The 24,355-nt window shown below is 54.9% G+C and carries 22 protein-coding genes and 1 tRNA gene; 21 read left to right on the top strand and 2 right to left on the bottom strand.

Features of this window, described 5'->3' with window-relative positions; all coding sequences use genetic code 11:
- Nucleotides 1-185: 185 nt before the first annotated feature.
- The 3 genes from E6C55_RS34845 to E6C55_RS22370 all read left to right on the top strand — a co-directional run bounded on the left by E6C55_RS34845 (nucleotide 186) and on the right by E6C55_RS22370 (nucleotide 1,346).
- Nucleotides 186-455: a hypothetical protein gene (locus tag E6C55_RS34845; protein ID WP_230986815.1), complete on the top strand. Its 270-nt coding sequence runs from the start codon at nucleotides 186-188 to the stop codon at nucleotides 453-455.
- Between the two features lie 416 nt (nucleotides 456-871).
- Complete coding sequence (locus tag E6C55_RS22365; RefSeq protein ID WP_136372048.1) at nucleotides 872-1,111, top strand: hypothetical protein; 240 nt, start codon at nucleotides 872-874, stop codon at nucleotides 1,109-1,111.
- Between the two features lie 149 nt (nucleotides 1,112-1,260).
- Nucleotides 1,261-1,346 (top strand) — tRNA-Leu (locus tag E6C55_RS22370).
- Nucleotides 1,347-1,519: 173 nt separating this feature from the next.
- Here E6C55_RS22370 and E6C55_RS22375 read toward each other — a convergent pair.
- Together E6C55_RS22375 and E6C55_RS22380 are read right to left on the bottom strand one after the other, a co-directional pair.
- Nucleotides 1,520-2,530, bottom strand: coding sequence for a sugar phosphate isomerase/epimerase family protein (locus E6C55_RS22375; protein WP_136372049.1), 1,011 nt, complete (start codon nucleotides 2,528-2,530; stop codon nucleotides 1,520-1,522).
- Between the two features lie 17 nt (nucleotides 2,531-2,547).
- On the bottom strand, nucleotides 2,548-2,976 hold the full coding sequence (locus E6C55_RS22380) for a C-glycoside deglycosidase beta subunit domain-containing protein (RefSeq protein ID WP_136372050.1): 429 nt from the start codon (nucleotides 2,974-2,976) through the stop codon (nucleotides 2,548-2,550).
- A 176-nt stretch (nucleotides 2,977-3,152) separates the two neighbouring features.
- Here E6C55_RS22380 and E6C55_RS22385 point away from each other — a divergent pair, with 176 nt between their 5' ends.
- From E6C55_RS22385 to E6C55_RS22470, 18 genes are all read left to right on the top strand, one after another.
- Nucleotides 3,153-4,301, top strand: coding sequence for a Gfo/Idh/MocA family protein (locus E6C55_RS22385; RefSeq protein ID WP_136372051.1), 1,149 nt, complete (start codon nucleotides 3,153-3,155; stop codon nucleotides 4,299-4,301).
- Between the two features lie 179 nt (nucleotides 4,302-4,480).
- Nucleotides 4,481-5,452 carry an ABC transporter permease gene (locus tag E6C55_RS22390; RefSeq protein WP_230986816.1) on the top strand — a complete coding sequence of 324 codons (972 nt, stop codon included), beginning with the start codon at nucleotides 4,481-4,483 and terminating at the stop codon, nucleotides 5,450-5,452.
- 9 nt (nucleotides 5,453-5,461) lie between these two features.
- The gene (locus tag E6C55_RS22395) at nucleotides 5,462-6,340 is read left to right on the top strand and encodes a carbohydrate ABC transporter permease (protein WP_136372052.1); all 879 of its coding nucleotides are present in this window, start codon (nucleotides 5,462-5,464) and stop codon (nucleotides 6,338-6,340) included.
- Nucleotides 6,341-6,488: 148 nt separating this feature from the next.
- Nucleotides 6,489-6,884 (top strand): C-glycoside deglycosidase beta subunit domain-containing protein, encoded by a 396-nt coding sequence (locus E6C55_RS22400; protein WP_136372053.1) that lies wholly within the window; start codon nucleotides 6,489-6,491, stop codon nucleotides 6,882-6,884.
- Nucleotides 6,885-6,901: 17 nt separating this feature from the next.
- On the top strand, nucleotides 6,902-7,948 hold the full coding sequence (locus E6C55_RS22405; RefSeq protein ID WP_136372054.1) for a sugar phosphate isomerase/epimerase family protein: 1,047 nt from the start codon (nucleotides 6,902-6,904) through the stop codon (nucleotides 7,946-7,948).
- A gap of 53 nt (nucleotides 7,949-8,001) precedes the next feature.
- Nucleotides 8,002-9,096, top strand: a complete 1,095-nt coding sequence (locus E6C55_RS22410; protein ID WP_136372055.1) for a Gfo/Idh/MocA family protein — start codon at nucleotides 8,002-8,004, stop codon at nucleotides 9,094-9,096.
- A gap of 172 nt (nucleotides 9,097-9,268) precedes the next feature.
- A complete protein-coding gene (locus E6C55_RS22415) occupies nucleotides 9,269-10,966 on the top strand; it encodes a sensor histidine kinase (RefSeq protein WP_168735813.1) in 1,698 nt (565 codons plus the stop codon).
- A complete protein-coding gene (locus tag E6C55_RS22420; protein ID WP_168735814.1) occupies nucleotides 10,938-12,536 on the top strand; it encodes a response regulator in 1,599 nt (532 codons plus the stop codon). The genes E6C55_RS22415 and E6C55_RS22420 overlap by 29 nt, the downstream gene beginning before the upstream one ends.
- Before the next feature lie 273 nt (nucleotides 12,537-12,809).
- On the top strand, nucleotides 12,810-14,174 hold the full coding sequence (locus E6C55_RS22425) for an ABC transporter substrate-binding protein (protein ID WP_230986817.1): 1,365 nt from the start codon (nucleotides 12,810-12,812) through the stop codon (nucleotides 14,172-14,174).
- 124 nt (nucleotides 14,175-14,298) lie between these two features.
- Complete coding sequence (locus tag E6C55_RS22430) at nucleotides 14,299-15,249, top strand: ROK family glucokinase (protein WP_136372059.1); 951 nt, start codon at nucleotides 14,299-14,301, stop codon at nucleotides 15,247-15,249.
- 38 nt (nucleotides 15,250-15,287) lie between these two features.
- The gene (locus E6C55_RS22435) at nucleotides 15,288-16,094 is read left to right on the top strand and encodes a sugar phosphate isomerase/epimerase family protein (RefSeq protein ID WP_136372060.1); all 807 of its coding nucleotides are present in this window, start codon (nucleotides 15,288-15,290) and stop codon (nucleotides 16,092-16,094) included.
- Nucleotides 16,091-17,149 carry a Gfo/Idh/MocA family protein gene (locus E6C55_RS22440; protein WP_136372061.1) on the top strand — a complete coding sequence of 353 codons (1,059 nt, stop codon included), beginning with the start codon at nucleotides 16,091-16,093 and terminating at the stop codon, nucleotides 17,147-17,149. Before E6C55_RS22435 ends, E6C55_RS22440 begins: the two co-directional genes overlap by 4 nt.
- Before the next feature lie 38 nt (nucleotides 17,150-17,187).
- On the top strand, nucleotides 17,188-18,156 hold the full coding sequence (locus E6C55_RS22445) for a sugar phosphate isomerase/epimerase family protein (RefSeq protein ID WP_136372062.1): 969 nt from the start codon (nucleotides 17,188-17,190) through the stop codon (nucleotides 18,154-18,156).
- Nucleotides 18,157-18,185: 29 nt separating this feature from the next.
- Complete coding sequence (locus tag E6C55_RS22450) at nucleotides 18,186-18,623, top strand: hypothetical protein (RefSeq protein ID WP_136372063.1); 438 nt, start codon at nucleotides 18,186-18,188, stop codon at nucleotides 18,621-18,623.
- Between the two features lie 31 nt (nucleotides 18,624-18,654).
- Entirely contained in the window at nucleotides 18,655-20,103 is a 1,449-nt protein-coding gene (locus E6C55_RS22455) for an MDR family MFS transporter (protein WP_136372064.1), read from the top strand.
- 67 nt (nucleotides 20,104-20,170) lie between these two features.
- Complete coding sequence (locus E6C55_RS22460; protein ID WP_136372065.1) at nucleotides 20,171-20,770, top strand: nitroreductase family protein; 600 nt, start codon at nucleotides 20,171-20,173, stop codon at nucleotides 20,768-20,770.
- Nucleotides 20,771-21,031: 261 nt separating this feature from the next.
- Entirely contained in the window at nucleotides 21,032-22,798 is a 1,767-nt protein-coding gene (locus E6C55_RS22465) for a cache domain-containing sensor histidine kinase (protein WP_168735815.1), read from the top strand.
- Nucleotides 22,773-24,221 carry a response regulator transcription factor gene (locus tag E6C55_RS22470; protein ID WP_136372067.1) on the top strand — a complete coding sequence of 483 codons (1,449 nt, stop codon included), beginning with the start codon at nucleotides 22,773-22,775 and terminating at the stop codon, nucleotides 24,219-24,221. Before E6C55_RS22465 ends, E6C55_RS22470 begins: the two co-directional genes overlap by 26 nt.
- Nucleotides 24,222-24,355 lie beyond the last annotated feature (134 nt).

Below are 24,355 nucleotides of genomic sequence, written 5' to 3' on the forward strand. Positions count from 1 at the left end.
AAGAGAAGACGAAAATCATCGAGTTTGGCCGGTATGCGGAGGAGCGAAGCAGAAGAGAAGGGAAAGGGAAGCCGAGAACCTTTGATTTTCTGGGATTCACGCATTACTGCTCGAAAAGCCAAAAAGGAGCTTACCGAGTGAAACGGGAAACGAGCGGGAAGAAATTCAGACAGAAGGTCAAGAAGATGAAGCAATGGATCCGGACGAATCGGCATCTAAGGCAAGAGGAGTTTCTGAAGGCGATCCGGTCAAAACTGTTGGGACATTACCGGTACTACGGAATAACGGACAACTACGACAGGATGAAGGCCTATCAAACGGAGACGACGAAGCTGATGGAGAAATGGCTGAATCGAAGAAGTCAGCGCAAGAGTTTTACGCGGGAGCGGTTCAGCGAAGTGATAAAGAAATGGCAGCTCCCGAAGCCAAGAATCTACGTCGATATCTACAAATAACCATTCTGTGAAAGATGCGTCGAAGAGCCGTATGCGGGAATTCCGCACGTACGGATCTGTGAGGGGGACGGGCACAATCCTCGAAAGGAGAGGCCCTACCTACTCGACCATTGGCGGTGCTCGATAACGGGTGTTCTGCCCGATTTTATGCGAAAAATGGCATTCATGAAGAAAATTCCGGCCCGAGTTGCCGCATATATGCGAAAAACCGTATAAAACGCCGAAATTGCCACCCGTCCAAGCCGACGAATGTGAAAAATCACATAAAATCGCCAAAGCCATCGGATCAGACGGGACGAATCGTGCGGGAGTTTGGATAAGCGCACATTTATTCCGTTCATCCAATCTCCTCATGGACACCTCTCATACGCTGATATCAGCCTTGCGAGCGCAAGCGGAGGGAGGTTGAGAATCGAATGGATATGTACAACTTCTGCGTGAGCAATGTGAATCGCAGGGTCCGCGTCCATACGCACCAAGGGGTGTACGAAGGAACGATTGTGAACGTGGACCGCGAGAACCTGTACCTGAAGCCTGCCAAGGGCGAGCTGACGCTGTCCGCCTGGGGACCGGGCTATGGCGGCTATGGCTATGGCTGGGGAGGCGGCATTCTCGCGCTGTCGTTATTCACATTGCTTGCGATTGCGCTGATCTGATCGTAGCAGGCAGGGCTGCGGGCGGGGGTTATTTGAAAAGTCCGACTTTTCCCCTCGCCCTTTACTTTTGCTCCGGAACCACCTATACTACATAAGTGTCCTTCGGAGGAACGGCGGCTGCGGCAGTCAGTTACTCGGATCGACAATATGCGGTCGTGGCGGAATGGCAGACGCACCAGCTTGAGGGGCTGGCGGGAGCAATCTCGTGGAGGTTCGAGTCCTCTCGACCGCACCATAACTTATGAAGCCGAAATCCCTTGGTATGTCAGGGGATTTTATTTTTTTCTACAGCGCTGAAGAAAGCGGCAATCCACACAGGAACGCCTAAACGGAGTGTGTGCGAGAGCTAGTGACATTTATGAAGAACCGCCAGGACACCTTCCCTGACGGTTCTTCTTTATTCGGTGGCTAGCTCTTAAGAAGCCGATTCAACATAACATGATGCCTTCGGACTTGCTCGATCTCGTCTTCTTCATAAGGACAATTCTGACCGTGATAAGCGCGTTGACCTTCAAACTCCGATGAGATATAGCCGTCCCAACCGGCTTCTTTAAGAATGCGGATCGGGTCTTTGTAGTTAATGGTCAATTCCTCGCTGCAATCTTCCTTCATATAAGTAAATTTTCCATGAAAATGCATAATGACATCAAGCAAATCCTTTAGCAGATCGGGGTTGTTGTACCGGTTCATAAAGGCGGATCTCTCCACGGCAATAACCGTAGCTTCCTTCGCCCCCATCTGCCTGAGCTGTGCCGCTATCTCCTTGTGGGAGAAGTCGGCCTTGAAGGAGACTTCAATAAAGTCAACGATGTCTGGATTCTCCCCCATGATCTTCATAAGGTTCAGCTGTGAGCCGGGCAACCCCTTAGAGAATATCCCGAAGTCCGGGATCAAGCCGACATACTTCGAATTTCTCCTCCGTGAGATCTCCGCCACATTAAGCATCCATTCGTCATTGAGTGCGAATCGGGGGTGAACCTCCTGCCCCATGCGGACGCCATAGTATTCGGCAGCGGGAAGGGCACCTTCGAGCACCTCGGGCGGCACAAGAGCGAGCACGCGAATGCAAGGGAAGCCGAGCTGGGAAGCCAGCTTGAGGTCTTGCTCCATCATCTGAATCTGTTCTTGCACGGTGGAGATCCGGCCTCTGTACAGCTTGGAATCGATAAAGGAGTCCATGCAGGTAGGTGTTGTCCCATATTTGTCCATCAACTCCTTCCAACGGGAGATGCCCTTGTCGGTGATATTCGGGTAGACGGCATCCGGATAGCGTTCCAGCGGCATCTGCTCGTAGATGAGCTCGATTCCCGTAGCTCCGGTCGTTTCGACAACCGTTCGAATGCAGCCTTCCAAGTCAAGCTGGCCGGTCAGGTAAGTCTGTTGATAGCTGTACAGCGAGACGCCAAGGCGAATGGTCATGAATCGATGCTCCTCTCTTATTGATATCGAATGGCCTTCAGTTTGCACGGATCGACGGCCACCTTCACGACAACGGGGGCAGGGAAGCGGCCGCCGTAGCTCCTTCGAATCGAACAGCCCACCTCGATGTGTTGAATGGGGGACACGTCGAGTCCACCCTGTTGAGGGACGAAGACGGTTGCTTTGGTTCCATATTCCCAACGGAAGGTGGTCACGGTCTCGATCTGCGGCCAGGTGTAGCTGAACCCGTCCACGGTGAACGTCAGTTGTTCCTTGGGATACAAGATGGCTCCGACTTTGACATAGAGCTCGTCAATCATGCTGAGGGCTGCACCTCTGTAGTAAGGAATGATCAGCTGAAGCTCAAAGCCGATTCGGTTGCCGTCCCGAGACACCACGTTGCGGATGTCCTTGGGATCGATCATGTATTTTTGATTAATGTCCATCGGGTTGCTCCTTTCGCTCGAATTATTTTCATCATAAGGAACGGCCGGGGGATGAGCTTTTGAAATACAGACTTTTCCCTATTGGATAGTCGACTACTTGGCAGAAACGGGGGATTCTCGTTCATTTATCTTCTATAGTAAAGGCAAAAGTTGGAGCAAAATGAGGGGGAAATGGGATGAGGCACGTTAAAGCGGCGATTCTGGGTGCGGGCTTTATTGGAAGAGCACATGTTGAGGCTTTGCGAAGGCTCGGCTATGTGGACGTTGTCGCCATCGGGCAAAGCAATCAAGCGAAGGCGGAACGGTACGCCAACGAATTGGGAGTGCCGAAGGCGTACGGCAACTACATGGAACTGTTGCAGGATAACGAGATCGAGGTGATCCATAACTGTACACCCAATCATCTGCATTACGAAATCAACAGACAAGCCTTGCTCCACGGCAAGCACCTGCTTTCGGAGAAGCCGTTAACCTTGACCAGCGCAGAGGCTAAGGAGCTTTATGAGCTGGCAGCATCCGCCAGCCTGATTACGGGCTTGAATTATAATTACAGGCAGTTCCCGATGGTGCAGCATCTTAAAGGCATGGTCAAGGACGAGGACCTGGGACGGGTGAATCTGATCCGAGGCAGTTACCTTCAAGATTGGCTGCTGCATGAGACCGATTACAACTGGAGAATGGAACCGAGATACGGCGGAACGACCCGGGCGATCAGCGACATCGGGTCTCACTTGTTCGATCTTGTGCAATACATAACCGGGCTCCGGTTCTCCGAGGTGCTGGCGGATTCCTCGATTGTGTGGCCGACAAGATACCGATCATCCGTCGCGAAGGAGTCCTTCCAGAGGAGAGCGGAGGGCGAACTGGAGCCGGTCGACATCGTAACCGAAGATTATTGTTCGGTTCTCGTTAAATTCGCAGGCGGAGCGAGGGGCGTATTTACGGTGTCGCAAGTGTCCCCCGGCAACAAGAACGCGCTCGAAGTTCATATTGACGGAGGCAAGGCATCCGGCTCGTGGAAGCAGGAGGAACCGTTCCTCCTGCATCTGGGGTATCGCGACCGCGCTTCGGAACGGCTTGTTCGAGATCCCGGCCTGTTGAAGAAGGACGCCCTTCCGTTCCTGCATTACCCTGGAGGCCATGAAGAGGGCTGGACGGACAGCTTGAAGAACATGATGCATAACTTCTATCGCGCCATCGGAAGCGGGGCTCCCTTGTCCGACTCCGTGGCCACGTTCAAAGACGGTTATCAGACCATGCTCATAAACGACGCTATCGTCAGAAGCATTCAATCGGGCAGTTGGGAGAAGATCGACAACGTCTAAACGTCGACGATAAGTCGACAAATCAATAGCAAACTAGTCTGATATCGCAAAGAAGGACGCCACATTCGCTTGTAAGATTAGTAGCAGATAAGAAGGCAAGGGGGAATCGACATAAGAGCTGCCTGTGAGGTTGTCGAGATTAGGATGAGAAATCGATCGATCTAAAGGAGAGTTGCTGAATGGAGAACGCGCCGCATGTGGATGGGGCAAGACGAATCGGCATGGAGAGTGTTCTGACAAAAAGGTTGAAGAAGCTGCAACGTTATTTGCCGCTGTACATCTTGATGGTTCCCGGAATGCTTTACTTGCTCATCAACAATTACATTCCGATGGCGGGGCTGATCATCGCTTTTAAGAAGGTTAACTTTACGAAGGGAATCCTCGGAAGCGACTGGGTCGGATTCAAGAACTTCGAGTTTCTCTTCCAGACCAAAGACGCTTTTATCATCACCCGGAACACGATTCTTTATAACGGCGGTTTTATTCTGCTGGACACGCTGGTGGCGGTCGCGATTGCGATTCTGCTAAGCGAGATCAGGGGCAAGCTGAAGTTCCGGTTCTACCAGGGAACGATTCTGCTGCCGAACCTGATCTCCATGGTTGTCGTGAGCTACTTGGGGCTGGCGTTCCTGAAGATGGACACGGGGATGCTGAACAAGACCATTCTGCCACTGTTCGGCATGGATGAGGTCATGTGGTACAACGAGGCGAAGTATTGGCCGCTGATTCTCACGATCACGCACGTCTGGAAGTCTGCGGGCTTCTACAGCGTCATCTTCTTCGCGGCGGTATTGGGAATTAATCCGGCCTATTACGAAGCCGCCACCATCGATGGGGCGAACAAGTGGCGACAGGTCGTCTCCATTACGATTCCGTTGATTCGGCCGGTCATTATTCTGATGACGATGCTTGGCATCGGCCGGATTTTCTATTCGGACTTCGGCTTGTTCTATAACGTGCCTCTGAACTCCGGTCTGATCTACAGGACGACCGACGTTATCGATACGTATGTGTTCCGAGGGTTAATGCAGCTTGGCGATATCGGAATGGCATCGGCCGCCGGGTTGTATCAATCGCTGGTCGGCTTCACTCTGGTTATCGTCTCGAACTATCTGGTTCGCAAATTCAGCAGAGACGATGCCTTATTCTAGGAGGGGAACATGATGGACAATAAGCTTTGGCGTTGGGGAGCGAATGTGTTTCTTTCCTTGTTTGCGGCATCGGTGATCTTCCCGTTCCTCGTGTTGTTCATGTCATCGATCTCAAGCGATTCCAGCATTTATCAGCATGGCTACTCCATCATCCCGCGTGACTTGAGCATCGAAGCCTACAAGTATTTGACACACAACTCTGCGAAAATCATGCATGCATTTGGGGTAACGGTACTGGTGACGGTGGCGGGAACGTTAATGAGCCTGATGATCACCTCGATGCTGGCCTATCCGTTGTCGCGTGCCGATCTGCCGTATCGGAACACCTTCGGGTTCGCCGTCTTCTTCACCATGCTGTTCAACGGAGGTCTGGTTCCGACTTACTTGATGTACACGCAATACTTCAGCATCAAGAACTCGATCTGGGCGCTGATCATTCCGATGCTGCTGATGAACGGCTACAGCATTCTTATTATGAGAACGTTCTTCGCCCAGACGATTCCTCCCGAGGTGTACGAGTCCGCACGGATCGACGGCGGCGGAGAGTTCCGGATCTTCCGTTCGATCGTGCTTCCGCTGTCGATGCCAATCTTGGCGACAATCGGGCTGTTCCAGACGATCGCTTACTGGAACGACTGGATGAACGGGCTTATTTATTTGACGGATGAGAAGCTGTACAACATGCAGAACCTGCTGAATCAGATTCTTCTCAACATCGACGCGATCGCCAGCCTCGATTCGACGATCTCGGCAACCGCAGCCGACATTCCCGGGCTGACGATCCGGATGGCCATCGCGTTCGTAAGCGTTGTTCCGATTATGCTGTCGTACCCTTTTTTCCAACGTTACTTCGTAAGAGGCATTACCATTGGATCGGTTAAAGGGTGAACGTGCGGTTCCCGAACCGGATCAGGTCGGCTTTGCAATAATTTTAAGTCGATTATCACAAAGTCGCCGCCCGGCGCGAGTCCTATAATTTAAGTAGCAAGGCAAGCATGACAAGCAGCAAGGCACATTATGACTGGGAGGGACTGCAATGTACGATAATCACATTCTGACCGATGTAGGATGCAGGAATGTCTGGGAGAACGGGAAGAAGGTCGGCTACGGCGTCAATCTGAAAATCAATTATTATAGAGGGCTCCCTCTGTGCTGTGTGGATGAGATTGCACTCGAAGTCGATGGCGAGAAGGTAGATCCGGCCGACATGGTCGTTCAGCACCGCGGCCGCGAATACCCGTATCTGGAGATTCTCAAGGATGACTTCCCGACCGACTTCTACTGGGTATTCGGCGAGATGCTGCGGGTTGTGATCAAGAAGGAGAACGGCATCGCGCAAGGCCGTCACCAGGTGAAGCTGAAGCTGGCCACGCGCCGTTCCTACACACCGACGATGAGCGCGACTTGCGAGAAGACATTAACTTTTGCCTAAGAGAGGTGGAGCATACGATGAAGACCAATCGCGATATTAAACTCGGAGTTTCTCTGTACAGCTACCAGGATAATTATTACTTCCACAAGCACGATCTGGAAGGCTGCATCGCGGCGGCCGCCGGCTCCGGCGCCGAAGGCATCGAGGTGTTCGCCGATTCGATGATCGCGGAATGGCCGTATATTACGGATGCATTCGTCGACAAGTGGAACGGCCTGATGGCCAGGTACGGCGTGGAGCAAGTGTGTCTGGATCACTTCGCCGATCGGGCGATGTGGAAGAACAAGCAATTGTCGGACGATCAACTGTTCGAGAGGAGCTCCATGTACATCAAGGCGGCCAGGAAGCTTGGCTGCTCGACGGTACGAATTCTTCATAATGAGCATATCGGCACGGGCTTCAGCCCGGTTCGCCTGACCGATGTGAAGGAAGTCGAGCGGCTGCTGCCGCTGTGCGCTGAACTGGGCGTGATGATGGCGCTCGAGTGCCACGCGCCGACGACGATCGATGATTCGATCCACGAGCCCTATCTGGAAGTGGCGGAGAAGCTCGGCATGCCGTTCGTGGGGCTGCAAGCGGACTTCAGCAGCTACGAGTACTGCTTCAGCAAGGCCGGCATCGGGATGATGGTTCGCCAGGGCGCAACGGAGGAGATTCTGCACTTCGTCCGCAACAGCCAGCGCGAAGCGTACTTTAACGGCGTGCCGTTCGTGTACGACGAGATCAAGCATCTGGTCGAGAAGATGAACCCGAATGAAGTGGACCGGAAGATTCTCCCCCGGATCGCGAAGAAGTCGCCGGCGTCCTACGAAACGCTGAAGAAGTATGCTTCCAAGCTCGTCTACGTACATGGGAAGTTCTTCGACTTCGACGAGAACGGCCAGGTCGACAACATCGACTATCCGAAGGTGCTTCAAGCGCTGCAAGAAGGCGGATACAAGGGCTACATCAGCAGTGAGTTCGAAGGCAACCGCAGCATGAACGACATCGGCTGGGTGGACGAGATCGAATACGTTCGCAAACATCAGGCTCTGATGAGAGATTGCCTGGGGTACAACGGCTAAACGAATCGGAATATTCCGAATTCTATTATTCCAATTATATGAGGTGGAGAGCAATGGCGAAATTAAGAGCGGGCATTATCGGTTGCGGAGGAATCGCGCAGCAGAAGCACATGGGAGCATTGGCGACGGTAGCCGACAAGGTGGAGATCGTGGCGTTCTGCGATATTATCGAGGAACGGGCGGCAGCGCTGGCGTCCAAGCACGGAGCGGAAGGCGCGAAGGTATACGTCGACTATCGGAACCTGCTGGAAGACCAGTCGATCGACGTCGTCTACGTTCTGACGCCGAACGTCTCGCACGCGCAGATTACGATCGATGCGCTAGAAGCCGGCAAGCATGTCATGTGCGAGAAGCCGATGGCGATTAATTCGGCGGAAGCCCGGCAGATGGTCGAAGCGGCCGAGCGCACGGGCAAGAAGCTGACGATCGGGTATCAGAACCGATTCCGGAAGGATTCCCAGACGCTGTTCGCCGCTTGCCATAACGGCGACCTGGGCGATATCTACTTCGCCAAGGCGCATGCGGTTCGTCGTCGCGCCGTGCCGACATGGGGCGTGTTCCAGGACAAGGAGAAGCAAGGCGGCGGGCCGCTGATCGACATCGGCACGCACGCGCTGGATCTGGCGCTCTGGACCATGAACAACTACAAGCCGAAGCAAGTGAGCGGAACCGTATTCCATAAGCTGAAGGACAAGTTCGAAGGCAATCAGTTCGGGCCGTGGGACCCGGCTACGTTCAACGTAGAAGATTCCGCCTTCGGGTTCATCAAGATGGAGAACGGGGCGACGATTTACCTGGAAGCGGCCTGGGCCCTGAACATGATCAACACCAAGGAAGCCCAACTGACGCTGTGCGGCACGGAGGCGGGGGCGGAGATGCTCGGCAACGCCTACACCGGAAGCGGTTATGTCGCGTTCAACTCCGTGCAGCTCGGCCAGCAGGTGCAGACCGAGCCGTCCAAGGCCGGCGAGATCGCCTACTTTCAACGCGCCGGAACGGACCCGGGCGCTCTGGAAGCGAAGCAATGGATCGAGGCGATTCTGGAGGACAAGGAGCCGCTGGTCAAGCCGGAGCAGGCGCTTGTCGTTACGCAGATTCTCGAAGCGATATACCTCTCTGCGGAGACGGGGAAGACAATCGAACTGTAAGATGAAGGGAACGGCCCACAAGCCGTTTCCTTTTGGTATATTGATAGTAACGGCGAATATTGTCGAATGATTTGGGAGACGGAGAGAGGGTTCATACGACATGTTGCGAACAGAGAGATTCGGTACTCTCCGAGTAAAATTATTTCTCGTATTGCTGTTATTGGTGCTCCCCTTGATTGTTCTGTTGATCTATATAAGCAATTACTCGATTACGGTCGTACGCGACCAAGTGGCCAATTCGAACCATAATCTGCTGCAGATGTATATGAAGCAAGTCGATCAATCGCTGCGATCGATCGACAACTATATTCTCGAGAGCAGCTCTTCCGATAACGATTACTTCCTGCTCCAATCCGACAACGACAATACGTATATTCCTGCAGAGGTTCGCATCTCGAACAAGCTGACGGATGATTTCCGCTTGTATAACCAAACGATTGACGCCCTCTTCGTTTATACGGAGCACAGGGACAGCCTGATTGAAGCGTTCGCGTTGAAGGAAGACTACCGCGTGAGAACACAGATCCGCCAATACCTTCGCTCGATTCTGACGGCTGCCGATCACACCAACGGCTTCACAAGCGAGGGCTGGTATGCCGCCGAGATCGGCGGGAGGTATTACTTCTTCCACATCTTCAAGAGCGGGGATGTGTACTTCGGGGCCTGGGCCAGCGTCGACAGCTTAACGACCCCGTTCGAAGCCATCGACCTGGGCGAGAAGGGAAGGCTGCTGTTTACCGACGAGAAGGGAATACCGCTTACCTCGGAGCAAGGCTCGGCTGCGACGGTTCAAGCCTCGGACAACTACTCGATTAAACAGATCGGCCACAGCGATTATTTGATCGTAGGCAGCGAGTCCTCGGTCGGCAACTTCAAGCTGGCCGCGCTGATTCCCGAATCCAATATTCTGGACCAGTTGCCTTCCTTCCGGATTCTGGTCGCGATCATTGCTCTAAGCATTCTGCCGCTCATTCCGCTCTCGATCTATCTGCTGAGGAGGACGGTTCTGAAGCCGCTGGACCGCATCTTGTTCGCGTTGAAGCGCACGGGCGACGGGAACCTGGGCTACCGGATTCCGCCGTTTAAATCCTCCATCGAATTCCAGATTCTCAATACGGCGTACAACAAGATGATGACGCAAATTCAGGAGCTTAAAATAAACGTCTACGAGGAGAAGCTGAGCCTGCAGAAAGCGCATTTTACGCATCTGCAATTGCAGCTAAACCCGCATTTTCTCATGAATTCGTTAAACGTTATTCACGGCTTGGCCTTCACGAAGAAGAATGAGATCATCCAGGAGATGTCGATCTGCCTGGTTGAATACTTCCGCTACATTCTCCGGAGCGACAGCATGATCGTCCCGTTAAAGGAAGAGATCAAGCATGTGCGCAATTACCTGAGAATCCAGCAGCTCAGATATCGCAACCGCTTCACCTATGAGATCGACGTTCCCGATGAATTGTGGGAGACATCCGTTCTCCCGTTAATGTTGCAAACGTTTACTGAGAACACGCTAAAGCACGGCATCTCGTTCGAGGAGCAATTGTCCGTTCTGATCCGAGTGGAACGGCTTGAAGAGGACCCGGCGAAGCTGAAGATCGCGATCGTCGACTCGGGAAGCGGCTTCGATGCCGAAGTGCTGCCCAAGCTGAACCTCGGCGAGCGCATTACGACCTCCCTCGAAGGCGGAATCGGGATCTGGAACCTGCATCAGAGGCTTCGGTTTGTGTACCGGGATCAATTCCGGCTGCTCTTCTCCAACCGCGAAGCAGGAGGAGCCGTCGTGGAGATCGTCGTTCCGCTGCAGCATGAGATCAATCTGGGTGAGGATGGTGGGAAGGATGGCGTACCGGATATTAATCGTGGATGACGAAGAGCATGCCGTGGAAGCGATCCAATGCGCACTCGATTGGGAGGCGCTGGGCATCGGAGAGGTGTATACGGCATTCAACGGCAAGCTGGCGAAGGATATCTTCTTGACGCATTCGATCGATATGATGCTGTGCGATATTGAGATGCCCGGCGGCAACGGAATCGAGCTGATGGAATGGGTAAGCGTTCATTCCCCGCACACGGTGTCCATCTGCCTGACTTGTCATGCCGAATTCTTCTATGCGCAGAAGATTCTCCAGCTTGGCGGAGCCGCTTATATCTTGAAGCCGATCCCGTACGACGAACTGACCCTCGCGATCAGGAAGGGCATGGATAAGCTGAAGAGAGAGTCCGAGAGCCGGGAGAATTCGCATTACCGCAGCCTGTGGGATCAACACCATGACGCCATTATCGAGAAATTCTGGGTGGATCTTCTCGATCAGGCCATCCCCTCCAACCCGGACGCGATTGCGGAAGAGGCGAAGAGCCGGGGAATGCCCTTCTCTCCCGGCCTGGAGTTTATGCCGATTCTGGTCGAGGTCCAACGCTGGAAGAAGAAGCTCAGCTCCCGGGAACTGAAGATCATGGAGTATGCGCTGAGGAATGCCATCGAGGAGATGATCTTGTCGAAGGCGGGAAGATCAAGCCATCTGGTCAAGCGGCCGGAGGGCTTGATCGCCATGCTGGTTCTGGACGACGAGACGGACATTGCGCAGATCAAAGCCGACTGCGAGTCGTACATCGCGTCGGTCAGCCATTATTTCTTCTGCGATCTCTCCTGTTATATCGGAATTAAGGGGAAGGCGCACGAGCTTGTCCATGTAATTTGCACCTTGCAGGAGACAAGCCGGAATAATGTATCAAGCGTCAACAAGGTGTTCTCTCCTGCGTTTAACTCCGCTGCCGCTCAACGGGGCCATATCTCCTTCCCGGACATGAAGTCGATGTCCATTCTGCTGCAGAACGGGGACAAGCCAAGGCTTCTCCATGAGCTGGTCAAGTTCCTCGACGGTCTCGTCAAATCCATTCTGGTCGGAACGAACGAGCTGAGGCAGTTCCAGTATGACTTCTTGCAGATGATTCATGCCTACCTGCAGACGCAGGGCATTCAAGCCCATCGTCTGTTTATGGACGAGATGTCGACCGAGCTGATCGGGCGTTCGACCAAGTCGATCGCGGACATGAAGGAGTGGGTCGAGCACGTCATCGACAAGTCGGTGAACCACAGCGACCTGATCAAAGAGAAGACGGATATCGTGAAGAGAGTGAAGGAGTATGTTGCGAGGAACATCGACGGAGATCTGTCGCGCAAGTCGATCTCCAATCAAATCTTTCTCAATTCGGATTATATGAATCGGATATTCAAAGTTGAATCCGGCATGACCATTACGGAGTATATCACGCAAGAGAGAATCAAGCTGGCCAAGGAGTTGCTGCTCAAGTCGGCGATGCCGATCAGCCTGATCGCATCGTCGGTCGGGTATAACAACTTCTCCAATTTTACGCAAATGTTCAAAAAAAACGTCGGAATCAGTCCGCTGGATTACCGGAAAGAAGCAGGGCGATAAGGTCGATTATTCAATAGAAAATAGTCCAGTATTCAAAAGCTCCCCGGCGGTATTTCTTTTAAGATGAAGTTGTCATCAAAGATGATGCATGCGTTGCAATCTAATACGGGGGGGACAAAAATGAAAAGCTGGAAAAGTTTCGCTTGCTTAAGTTTGACGTTGCTTTTGATTGTTTTGTCGGCATGCAGCAACGGAAACAAGGAAGAGGAATCGCATGGTTCGCAGGAAACGCAATCAGGAAGCAGCAGTCAAGAGCCGGCTACCGAGTTGAACATGGCTTATTACATTTTTACAGGCACACCCAAAGATCTCGATCTGGTTCAAGATGCCGTGAACGAGCATCTGAAGGAGAAGCTGAACGTGAAGCTTAAGCTTATCCCGATCGCGTTCGGCGAATACGAGCAGAAGATGAATCTGATGCTCACCAGCAACGAGAAGCTCGATCTCGTCGTCAGTTCCTCGCACTTCGGCTTCGATTCCAAGGTGGCCAAGGGGCAGTTCCAGCCGCTGGACGAGTTGATCGAGAAGTATGGCCAGCACATTACGGAAGTGGTCGATCCGGACGTGTTGGACGCCTCCAAGGTGAACGGCGAACGATACGGCGTTCCGACGATGCGGGACCAGGCCTCGTGGCTGACGGGTCTGCTGAGAACCGACCTGATCGAGAAGTACAGCCTGGACACAAGCAACATCAAGCAACTTGCCGATCTGGAGCCGCTGCTCAAGACGGTCAAGGACAACGAAGGCTATGCACCGTTCATCGGCTCCGCCCGCGGCGCCCTGATGTTCGATGCGCTCGGCGACGTGAACTTCATCGGCGTTCTTCCGAACTACGACAACGACCTTAAGGTCGTCAACGCCTATGATCTGCCGGAATACGAAGCTGTCCTCAAGATGATGAGAAAGTGGTACCAGGACGGCCTGATTCCGAAGGATGCCGCAACGTCCAAGGATACGGCGCAGGACCTGGCCAAGGCGAACCGGGCCTTCGCGTGGACGTGGCCCGGCAAGCCGGGGATTGCCCAGCAGGAATCGCTTAAGGCAAGCAGAGAGGTCGTCTCGTTCCCGCTTAATGAGTATCCGGCGATCACGACCGCATCCGCCCAATCCGTCATGTGGTCGATTCCACAGCAATCCGAGCATCCCGACAAGGCGATGCAGGTTCTCGATCTGCTGTACACGGACAAGGAACTGATCGACCTGCTCAACTGGGGCATTGAGGGGAAGCACTACGTCAAGGCAACGGATCTGGGGGATAACATGATCCGGTTCCCGGACGGCGTCGACGCGACGAACAGCGGCTACAATATCAACGTCGGCTACTTCTGGGGCAATCAATTTATCTCGTATGTGTTCGAAGGCGACGATCCGAAGCTATGGGAAGAGATGGACAACTTCAACAAGAGCGCGCTGAAGTCGAAGGCGCTCGGGTTCGTCTTCGATGTGACGCCGGTCACGACCGAATATGCAGCCGTATCGAGCGTTGTCGGCCAGTATCGCAATGCGTTGGAGGTAGGCGCCGTCGATCCGGAGGTTGTGCTCCCGGAGTTCCGTTCTCGGCTTAAGGAAGCGGGTGTTGACAAGATCATCGCAGAGAAGCAGAAGCAGCTCGATGCCTGGGCTCAAGCGAATAAATAAACGGGTGGAATCGCAACGAGGGACGTAACAAGGAACGCAACGAGGAACGTAACAAGGAGCCATTCCCGGAAGGAAGCTGCGGCTGTCGTATCCTTCCGGGAATGACAAGCGAGGGTGAGAGACAATGGAGAGAGCCATATATGTCGGCATCGATCTCGGCGGCACCGCGATTAAAGCCGGGATATGCGATGCGGATGGAAGATTGATTCATACTGCCGAATGCCCCACGCCTGTTAAAGAAGGTGCGGAAGCGGTCGTTCAGCGTATTGCGGAGCTCGCCCGGCAGCTTGTCGAGGCAAGCCCGTACCATTGGGACCAAGTTGCGGGTGTCGGAGCCGGCATTCCCGGGTTCTTGGATATGGAAGAGGGGCATGTGAAGCATTCCGTCAATCTCGGGTGGGAAGATGTTCCCGTGAAGCAGTGGCTGGAGGCCAATCTTGGCAAGAGCGTCAAGATCGATAACGATGCCAATGCAGCCGCACTCGGGGAAGCTTGGGGCGGAGCCGGAGCGGGAATTCCCAATGTGGTCTGTTATACGTTGGGAACGGGAGTCGGCGGAGGCATTATTGTGAAGCGGAGGCTGATTCAGGGCTTCAGCGGAATGGCGGGCGAGATTGGCCATATTCCCGTTGTGCCCGACGATCATGCGATCCGCTGCGGTTGCGGCAAGTACGGTTGCCTGGAGACGGTATCCTCCGCGACGGGCATGGTGCACATGGCGGAAGCCGCGCTTAAGGTCGGGTTGTCGTCGTCTCTATCGGTATTAGCGAATATAACGGCTAAGGATGTCGTCGAGCACGCGGTTGCCGGCGATCCGATTGCCTTGAATATCGTCTCCATCGCGGCCGGTTATATCGGGAAATCCATGGCGATTCTGTCCGTTGTTGTCAACCCGCAGCGATTCATCATCGGGGGTGGGGTCGCCCAGGCAGGTGAGTTCCTGCTCAACCTGATCGATCGGCATTACCGGGAGAACGCATTGCACACGGCTCAGGACGGAGTGGAGATTGTGCCGGCGAGCTTGGGCAACAATGCCGGCGTTGTCGGGGCGGCAGGTCTGCATTTATTCGGATAAACGGAAGCTACAATGCCAACGGAGAGGAACCTGCAGCGATGAGACTGGGTATGATCGCGAAGGCGGAGGAGACCAGCTTCCGCATGGCGCAGAAGTACGGACTTGATTTTGTGGAATTCTGCGTTAATGAAGGCGACGATGTGGAGGAATTCTGCCGACAGGCGTCCCGGTACGGCGAATGGAGTCGGGAGTACGGCATCTCCATCGGGTCTATCGGACGGTGGAAGAGTCTGCGGCTCCATGAAGACGGGAGCATCATTCAGGAAGAATTGGAGCGTTGTCGTCACTTGATCGATGCGGCTTCCATGCTCGGTTGTCCGAACATGGTCGTCGGCTGCAATTATGTCGAGAAGCTGTCGCTGTACGCGAACTGCACATCGGCGATCGCCTTCTTCGAGAAGCTGCTGGATTATGCCGCCAATCGTAACGTGAGCCTGTCCTCGTACAATTGTCGGAAGGTTAATTATGTGAATAATCCGACAATGTGGAGCATCATTCATGAGCACCTCCCGGAATTGGGCATCAAATACGATCCATCCCATGCCCGCTTCTTCGAAGGGGATTACTTGCAAGAGACGCTTAATTGGGGCCATCGGTTTAAGCATGTTCATCTCAAAGGCTCCTTGGTCGTCGGCGGACGCAAGATCGACGAGCCTCCGGCCGGGCTTGACCAGACGGATTGGCGGAGCTTCCTCGGGCTTCTGCGCGCTTGCGGATACGAAGGGGGCTTAAGCATCGAGCCGCGCAAGTCCGCGCTGCCGGATGAGCTGGCGGCCAGAGGAATCGAATATTCGGCAGCTTATTTCAGAAGGCTGCTGCTTCAACAGGAGGATCATCGAAGTTGACCAAGAGGTTAAGGTACGGAATTATCGGAGCGGGGAGCAACGCGGAGAAGAAGCATGTTCAGGGGTACAAGAATTTGCCGGAAGTCGAATTCGCGGCAGTCTGCGACTCCAATGCCGAGCGGGCGGCCGAGATGGCGAAGCGGCACTGCATTCCGGGTATATATACCAACTACAAAGAAATGATCGAGCGGGAGAAGCTGGACCTCGTGAGCGTTGTCACCCCGAACTTCCTGCATGCCGAGATCGTCGAATACGCACTCCTGCATGGCGTCCACGTGCACTGCGAGAAGCCGCTGTGTACGACTGTCGAAGAAGCCGAGAGGATTCTCTCCGCGAAGGAGAGATCGGGCAAGAGAGTGATGATCGGATTAAACAATCGCTTTACGAATGAAGCCGTTTACCTTAAACAATGGATCGATGCGGGCCATCTCGGGACGATTTACAGCGCCAAGGCAGGCTGGGTTCGGCGAAGCGGCATTCCCGGGCGGGGGACGTGGTTCACCAATCGGAAGCTCTCGGGCGGCGGTGTGATGATCGACCTGGGCACTCATTATCTGGATTTATGTCTGTACATGATGGGGATGCCGGAGCCGAGTTACATGGCCGGAGCCGCTTACCGCAATTTTGTCGATTCGACCTCCCGCAACCGCAATGGCTACAAGGGAGACGAGCAAGGCGTCTTCGACGTGGAGGATACGGCGGAAGGCTATCTTCGTCTGGCGAATGGAGCCTCGGTAATGTTCGAATTCAGTTGGGCCTCGAATATCGAGCAGGATCAGCATTATATCGAATTGCGCGGAACCAAGGGAGGCGCAAGCCTCAAGAACGGGGAACTGCGAATCTTCGGGGAACACGAGGGCGTCTGCGTGGATCTGCAGCCGAAGCTTTATGCAGACGTTAAACGGCAAGACGAGTTCCGGCACTTTATCGATTGTCTTCTTGACGAGGGACGCGAGCTCATGGCTCCGCCCGAAGACGGCCTGATCTTGGCGAAGCTGGCCGAAGCGTTCTATGCGAGCGCGGAGACCAAGCAGCCCGTCGTGCTCCGGACATAGAAGGATATAGAAGGCCATAGAAGAAGGGAGGGACTTCCATGAAGCTGGGCGTATTTACGGTTCTTCTGGCGGATAAGCCGTTGGAAGAGGCATTGGACTATATTGCGGCTCAAGGTCTTGAAGCCGTCGAGATCGGGACGGGAGGTTATCCCGGGAAGTCGCACTGTCGCCCTGAGGAACTGCTTGCCGACAAGGGCAAGCTGAATGCCTTCAAGAAGGCTGTCGAGGCCAGAGGATTGACCATTAGCGCGTTAAGCTGCCATGGCAATCCCCTGCATCCTCGGCAAGAGGTCGCGAAGTCGTACCATGAGGATTTTATGCATACGCTCGATCTGGCCGAGCGGCTGGAAGTGCCGGTTGTGAACGGCTTCTCCGGATGCCCGGGCGACTCCGACGATGCCAAGTACCCGAATTGGCCGGTGGTGCCTTGGCCGAACGAATATCGGGAATTGCTCGATTGGCAATGGAGCGAGAAGGTTATTCCCTATTGGCAAGAGATAGGCCGAATCGCCTCGCAGAAGGGCATTTTGATCGGATTGGAGCTGCACGGGGGCTTCTCCGTTCATTCCCCGGGCACGCTGCTGCGATTGCGCGAAGCCGCAGGGGAAGCGATCGGGGCGAATGTGGACCCGAGCCACCTATGGTGGCAAGGCATCGATCCCGTTCAGGCAATCCGTCTGCTGGGACAATCGAGCGCCATCCATCATTTTCACGCCAAGGATATCGCCATTGACCCTGTGAATGTGAATAAACACGGCGTCACGGATATGCAGCCGTATACGGAGATATTGGGCCGGGCCTGGCAGTTCCGTTCTGTCGGCTGCGGCCATGACGGCAAGGTGTGGGGCGATATCGTCAGCGCCTTGCGGATGGCGGGCTACGACCATGCGATAAGCATCGAACACGAGGATGCGATCATGTCCGTGAACGAAGGCTTCACCAAGGCCGTTCACCAGCTTAAGCAAGTCATCATGAGAGAGCCGATGGGGACCATGTGGTGGGTCTGAAAGGGTCTGAATCCGAAGGAGGGATTGGCATGAACGGAGAAACGATCAGAAGGCACGAGGCGTTGGACTGGACCGCAACGGTCTTGTCGGTTAAACGGCTCATGCCGAATTTGAACGGGGAGCACGCGTACGACATTATCGCCAAGATTCAAGGCACGGCATCGTTCTCGACGGACGATGTCAAGCCGCTCATGCTGGAGTGGGGACAGTACCTGCTGGCCCGGACGGCGGAGCACTTGAACACCGGCATTAAAGAGAGCTACCACGACTTTATGGCCGCAGCGAACTTCAACCTCGGGCTGCGTCTGGTCGCGGTGTTCGAGGACGGGGCGAAGGTGGTGCTCGAGAGCCATAATTGCAGGTCCACACACGTCAACCCGTATTATCTCGGGGGCATCCAGGCGCTAGGCTACAACTGGGAGATCAGAGGCGTTCTGTTCAGCGCGAAGCCATACCAATACGAATAAGAGCATAACTCGAGAAGGTGATTCCAACTATATGACAACTGCAGTAGACAATGCTAATCCCGATATCAAGAAGACGCCGATTCTGGTTGTACTGCTGATCGGCTCGTTCGTTGCCATTCTGAATCAAACGCTGCTTGCTACCGCACTCCCTCCCATCATGAACGACTTCAAGATCGGCTTGAGCACGGCGCAATGGCTGACCACCGCATTCATGCTCGTTAACGGCATTATGGTTCCGATAACGGCGTTCCTGATCGGGAGATTCTCGACCCGGCAGCTCTTTATCTCCGCGATGACGCTCTTCGCCATAGGGACGTTGACTGCGACGTTATCGCCCAACTTCACCGTATTGCTGATCGGCCGAATTGTGCAGGCGCTGGGCGCCGGCGTCATGATGCCGCTTAATCAGGTCGTGACGCTCTCTCTGTTCCCGGTGAGAAAAAGAGGTGCGGCGATGGGGCTCGTCGGTCTCGTTATCGGATTGGGACCGGCGATTGGACCGACGCTTGCGGGCGTTATGATCGAACACTTCCACTGGCGCTCGTTATTCCTGATCGTCCTTCCGATCGTCATTGCCGATATTGCTCTGGCTTTCTTTATCATGAAGAACGTGACGCGCAGGACGTCGCCGAAGATGGACACAACGTCGATCCTGCTCTCTACGATCGGATTCGGCTGTTTGTTGTACGGCTTCAGCTCGGCGGGGACCAGCGGCTGGTCCAGTGCGGAAGTGCTTGCCACGTTGGGGATCGGGCTTGTCGGGCTGCTATTCTTTATCGTCCGGCAATTCAAGCTGGAGCAGCCGATTCTGGAGTTTCGCGTCTTTAAGGACCCGATCTTCACGATTACGACCGTGCTGGGGATTGTCACCTTCACGTCGATGATCGGCGCGGAGATTCTTATTCCTACTTTCATGCAGAACATGTTAGGCTATACGGCGCTCGAATCCGGGCTGGCGCTGCTGCCCGGTGCGATCCTGATGGGGGTCATGATGCCGATCACGGGCAAGCTGTTCGACAAGTTCGGCGTTCGGTGGTTGGCCATCGTCGGCTTCGCGCTAATTACCGCAACCGGACTGTTGTTTACACGCTTTGAGACAACGACGACGCTCAGCTACGTCCTCGCCGTCTATATGGCGAGAATGGTCGGCGTATCTCTTGTCATGATGCCGCTGATGACCGCGGGCATCAACCGGCTTCAGCATCACTTGATCCCGCATGGCACGGCCATGGTCAACACGATGCGGCAGGTGGGCGGATCGATCGGAACGGCGGCGCTCGTTACGGTCATGTCCATCACGATCGCGAATGCTAACGCTCCCGGCTTGGCCACGATGATCGACGGCATCAATGCCGCCTTCCTGGCCGCTACGTTGATCTCGCTGGTCGGCGTTGTGTTGTCGTTCTTTGTCAAGGGTACGCGGGCGAGAATGGGCGAGGCTGCCGCGATTCGCGGGCAAGGGACAAGCGTTGGCGAATAGAGCTTGCTCAGGTGCAAGCTCAGGTTCAGGAAGAATCTCATCCAATATAACAAAGGTGGAATGGAGCATGGCGGAACGAACCTCGACGACGGCGACCGAATATCCGGTCGCGAACGCGATCCGCGAGCGTCGAACCATTAAGAAATTCAAAGCGGAGCCGATTGCGGCCGCGCTTCTGACAGAACTGCTGGACATTGCGGTCTGGGCGCCGAACCATCGCTTGCGGGAGCCGTGGCGCTTCATCGCCTTCCTGGAAGCGGGCAAGGTTCGCTTGGCGGAGGCGATAACGAATATGCCGACCCGCGGCCGCAAGCCGAGGGTGGAACCGGAAGCGATGCGCGACTACTTGACGTCGATTCCGTGCCACCTGCTCGTCGTGATGCCGGAGGACCCGCGAGCGAGGGAACGGGAGGAGGATTATGCTGCCGTTAGCGCACTCATCCAGAATCTGCAGCTTGCTGCCTGGGAGAGAGGAATCGGCGTGATCTGGAAGACGGACGATTACATCGCGGCGCCGGAATTCCGCACGGCGGTCGGCGTGGCCGCCGGAGAGAAGGTCGTCGGACTGCTGCATCTCGGCTACCCGGACTTCGTGCCCGAAGCGGCTCCGCGAACGTCTGCGGCGAACAAGCTGACGCTGGTGGATCGTTCGGATGTCGCTATGTAATTGTCTTGAGTGGATGGCGGTTGCCATTGATTTAATTTTGCTGCCGCCAGGGAGATATTCCCTGACGGTATTTTTTTGTTGTTCCAGCCCTGGCCAAAAAAACAGCTTAGGTCAGTTAATACCCGTATAGTCGATTGTGGTTGCGGCAGCAAGAGACTACAATGGTCATGAGATGCGGAGCGGCAAGGATCGGGGAGAATCGGCAAGGACCGGCCGACATTGTTCATGGAACCGCTTTCTTGAGCAGAGGGGGAAGAGATGATGGCAAGCCGGATGCTTCAGCCCAGCCTGATGAGGCAAATCGTGTTCCTGATCTCGCTGATGCTCGTGACGCTGCTGGCCGCGTTCGTCGTCACGGACCGGGTCGCCAAACAGATCATCGAGCGCAAGGTGACGGATACCGTCGACAAAATTTTTCTCCAGGTGCAGGAGAAGATGAGCAGCTTCCATTCGGATATGCAGGGAATTTCGACGTTTCTCTTCTATAGCCCGACCGTGCAGAACTACATCAATTCGGAGGACAGCCTCTCCAGAGTGCTGATGAACGGGGAATTGCTCTCCATGTTCGCCAATACAAGCTCGATGAAAGCGAACATTCGCGGGATCGAATTGTTCGACCAGTCGGGCAAGCTGCTCGCCCGCGTGGGAGAAGGGGAGGACGAGTGGACGGATTCGGTTCCGAAGCTTGCGTATTCGGGACGGATCGATCTCAAGAATCGGCCGACCGAACGCTTCTACAAGATCGCGACCCCCGTCTATGGATTGGACAGCAACCACATCGCGACCGAATTCAAAGGCACGGGCGTTTATGTGATGGACGCGAACAATTTTATCCCGATTTTGCGCAGTGCCAAGATAACCTCGGGCTCGCGGGTTATGCTGCTGGACGGCGAGGACCGGACGATTGCCAGCGAGGGCGTGGTCTCCGACGAGGATGTCATCCGGGTCGAGACGTGGAAGAACGATCCGAGGTACATCGTGCAATCCGTTACGCTTCCCGATTCCGGCTGGAAGCTGATCAGCGTTATCCCCAAGGGGGAATTGCTGGCGGAGCTGGATTCCATGCAGCGCATCAATGTCGCCACCTACGTCACGATGTTCGTGCTTCTGTGTCTGTTCCTGCTCATCTTCTTCACCCGAATTCTGCGCCCCATACGGTCGCTGATGGAATTTATCCGGTCCTATCCGAAGAACGGCGAAGACAGCCGCTACGAGGTTATCCATCGCAACGAGATTGGCGTTCTGGGCGCCAAGCTGAACAAGATGCTGGATGACATCGGGGCGCTCAGCTCCGAGGTGCAGTCGACGCAGACGAGAATGTACGAGATGGAGCTGGCCAAGAAGCAGATGGAGATCTCCGCGTTCCGCAACCAGATCAACCCGCACTTCCTCTACAACACGCTCGAGAGCATCCGGGCGATGGCCCTTTATTACAACGTGCAAGACATCGCGGATTTATCCGAATCGCTGTCCCGGATGTTCCGCTACGCGGTCAAGGGGAGCAACTTCGTCGCGGTAGCGGACGAGCTCTCGCATGTGAGGGAGTACGCCAGAATCATCGACTTCCGCTTCCGGGGACGATTCCGAATTCTGATCGATTGCGAGCCGGAGCTGCTGGAAGCGACAATGTTGAAAATGCTGCTGCAGCCGCTCGTCGAGAATGCAGTCTTCCATGGTCTTGAGCGGAAGCTTGGCAACGGTCGGGTCGCTATCGACATTCGCCGCGCTCCAAGCGGAGATATCCAGCTAAGCATAGAAGACGACGGCCGCGGCATGAGCGGGGAGCGGCTGGAGGAGTTGCTTCGCCAATTGGACAACTTCGAAGAGAAGGAAGATCAGTCGGGCGCCTCCCGGGGCATCGGCGTGCTGAATATTTACCGGCGCATTCGGCTGTTCTACGGCACGGAGGCGCAGATGGGAATCGAGAGCCTCCCCGATCAAGGCACCCTGGTGAGGATAACCTGGCCGGCTCGGCCTATGGCCCAGAAGGAGGAGATGGACGATGTACAAAGTGCTGATCGCCGATGACGAGCCTTGGGTTGCCTACGGCATCTCCCGGCTGATCGATTGGACAAGCGAAGGCTTCGAGGTCATCGGGGAAGTTTACGACGGAGCCTCTGCGCTTGCGCAGGTCCGCGAAGCGCGGCCGGACGTTGTCATCTCGGATATTCGCATGCCCGGGCTGGACGGCATTGAATTGCTCGAGGAGATTCGGAAGCTCGGCTCAGGCACGCAGGTCGTTCTTGTCAGCGGATACTCCGAATTCGAGTACGCGCAGCGCGCCCTGCGTCTCGGCGCCTTCGATTACTTGCTCAAGCAGATCGATAAGGAACAGTTGAGGGAGACCATGGCGCGTCTGCGCGAACGGTTGGACGACAAGCGTCAAGCAAGCAGTTGGGTCGACCAGCAGCTCGGCGAGCTGTTCGAGCTGCTCAATTCCGACTCCGATACGGAGATCGGCCGGTTCTACGCCTGCCGGGAGACGAGCGAGTATCCGAACTATCGCGTCGTAAGCGTCCATTATGAACAACCGGCCGACATCGGGGACATGAAGGAGATTCGGGGCATGGGGAGCTTAAGCGGGTTCGCCATGCGCACCGGACAGCAGCGATGGACCCTATTGCTCAATTATGACGAGACGGAACCGGCCGACCTGCTGGAGCTTATCGAGAAGCGGCTCGGGAGCGCGTCCCATATCGGCATCAGCACGCTTGGTCGGGCGTCCGATTCGCTCTCGCGGTTGTACCGCGAAGCCGACACGGCCTTGTTCACCTCGCTGCTCTATCCGGGGCTTCGGGTCGCGAGATACCGGGCGAACGAACCGCTCGCCGGAGCGTCCGCCCATCTGCTTCGTCTCGAGCTGGCGATCAGGGAGCAGGCGACGGACCGAATCAAAGAGATCGTGCGCGAGATCGAGCAGGAGTGCTTGCGGCAGCAGCCGAACGCGGAGCAGGTAACAAGCGTCTATAACCAGATCGTTGCGCTTCTTCATAAATACTACGGTCAAGACGAGGCGTTCCCCGATCCGGAATTTATGTCCTACTCGCAATTGGGCAGGCTCGGAGACCCTGCGGATTCGATATTCGAGCGGGTGCGAACGGCATTCGACCGGCAAGCGGAGCCGGACTTCCCGATTGTGCGCGAGCAGGTCAAGAGCGTCATGTCGTTTATCGACATCCACTTTACGGACGACCTGTCTCTCGGCGTCATAGCGAAGCGGCTTAACCTGAGTCTGGGATACTTAAGCTTCCTCATCAAGAAGGAGACGGGAAGAACCTACTCCGAATATGTCTCGTTTAAGCGAATTGCGCTCGCCAAGGAGCTGCTGGCGAACGAAGCCTTGTCCATCCACGAGATCGTCGAGAGAGTCGGGTACAAGGATTATTTCCACTTCAACAAGCTGTTCAAAAAACATGTCGGCGTGACCCCGAGCAAGTACCGCAAGCTGTAAGCGCCCGCTTGTTCGACGCCCGCCATTGTGCGGGCGGCTTGCGAAAATAAACACCAAAATAAAAAAACGGAGCCATATGGCGAAGCAGCGATACTCGTTACGATAAGGATGCAAGTATCAATCTAAACAGGAGT

Source organism: Cohnella fermenti, from assembly GCF_004801405.1.
GTDB classification, from domain to species: domain Bacteria; phylum Bacillota; class Bacilli; order Paenibacillales; family Paenibacillaceae; genus Cohnella; species Cohnella fermenti.

Excerpts from the sequence above, each read along its gene's own strand:
- E6C55_RS22425 (WP_230986817.1), top strand. The coding sequence starts at position 12,810 with ATGGCTTATTACATTTTTACAGGCACACCCAAAGATCTCGATCTGGTT.
- E6C55_RS22450 (WP_136372063.1), top strand. The coding sequence starts at position 18,186 with ATGAACGGAGAAACGATCAGAAGGCACGAGGCGTTGGACTGGACCGCA.
- E6C55_RS22375 (WP_136372049.1), bottom strand. The coding sequence starts at position 2,530 with ATGACCATTCGCCTTGGCGTCTCGCTGTACAGCTATCAACAGACTTAC.
- E6C55_RS22465 (WP_168735815.1), top strand. The coding sequence starts at position 21,032 with ATGGCAAGCCGGATGCTTCAGCCCAGCCTGATGAGGCAAATCGTGTTC.
- E6C55_RS22390 (WP_230986816.1), top strand. The coding sequence starts at position 4,481 with ATGGAGAACGCGCCGCATGTGGATGGGGCAAGACGAATCGGCATGGAG.
- E6C55_RS22470 (WP_136372067.1), top strand. The coding sequence starts at position 22,773 with ATGTACAAAGTGCTGATCGCCGATGACGAGCCTTGGGTTGCCTACGGC.
- E6C55_RS22385 (WP_136372051.1), top strand. The coding sequence starts at position 3,153 with ATGAGGCACGTTAAAGCGGCGATTCTGGGTGCGGGCTTTATTGGAAGA.
- E6C55_RS22410 (WP_136372055.1), top strand. The coding sequence starts at position 8,002 with ATGGCGAAATTAAGAGCGGGCATTATCGGTTGCGGAGGAATCGCGCAG.
- E6C55_RS34845 (WP_230986815.1), top strand. The coding sequence starts at position 186 with ATGAAGCAATGGATCCGGACGAATCGGCATCTAAGGCAAGAGGAGTTT.
- E6C55_RS22365 (WP_136372048.1), top strand. The coding sequence starts at position 872 with ATGGATATGTACAACTTCTGCGTGAGCAATGTGAATCGCAGGGTCCGC.
- E6C55_RS22395 (WP_136372052.1), top strand. The coding sequence starts at position 5,462 with ATGATGGACAATAAGCTTTGGCGTTGGGGAGCGAATGTGTTTCTTTCC.
- E6C55_RS22380 (WP_136372050.1), bottom strand. The coding sequence starts at position 2,976 with ATGGACATTAATCAAAAATACATGATCGATCCCAAGGACATCCGCAAC.
- E6C55_RS22430 (WP_136372059.1), top strand. The coding sequence starts at position 14,299 with ATGGAGAGAGCCATATATGTCGGCATCGATCTCGGCGGCACCGCGATT.
- E6C55_RS22435 (WP_136372060.1), top strand. The coding sequence starts at position 15,288 with ATGAGACTGGGTATGATCGCGAAGGCGGAGGAGACCAGCTTCCGCATG.
- E6C55_RS22455 (WP_136372064.1), top strand. The coding sequence starts at position 18,655 with ATGACAACTGCAGTAGACAATGCTAATCCCGATATCAAGAAGACGCCG.
- E6C55_RS22460 (WP_136372065.1), top strand. The coding sequence starts at position 20,171 with ATGGCGGAACGAACCTCGACGACGGCGACCGAATATCCGGTCGCGAAC.
- E6C55_RS22420 (WP_168735814.1), top strand. The coding sequence starts at position 10,938 with ATGGCGTACCGGATATTAATCGTGGATGACGAAGAGCATGCCGTGGAA.
- E6C55_RS22400 (WP_136372053.1), top strand. The coding sequence starts at position 6,489 with ATGTACGATAATCACATTCTGACCGATGTAGGATGCAGGAATGTCTGG.
- E6C55_RS22445 (WP_136372062.1), top strand. The coding sequence starts at position 17,188 with ATGAAGCTGGGCGTATTTACGGTTCTTCTGGCGGATAAGCCGTTGGAA.
- E6C55_RS22405 (WP_136372054.1), top strand. The coding sequence starts at position 6,902 with ATGAAGACCAATCGCGATATTAAACTCGGAGTTTCTCTGTACAGCTAC.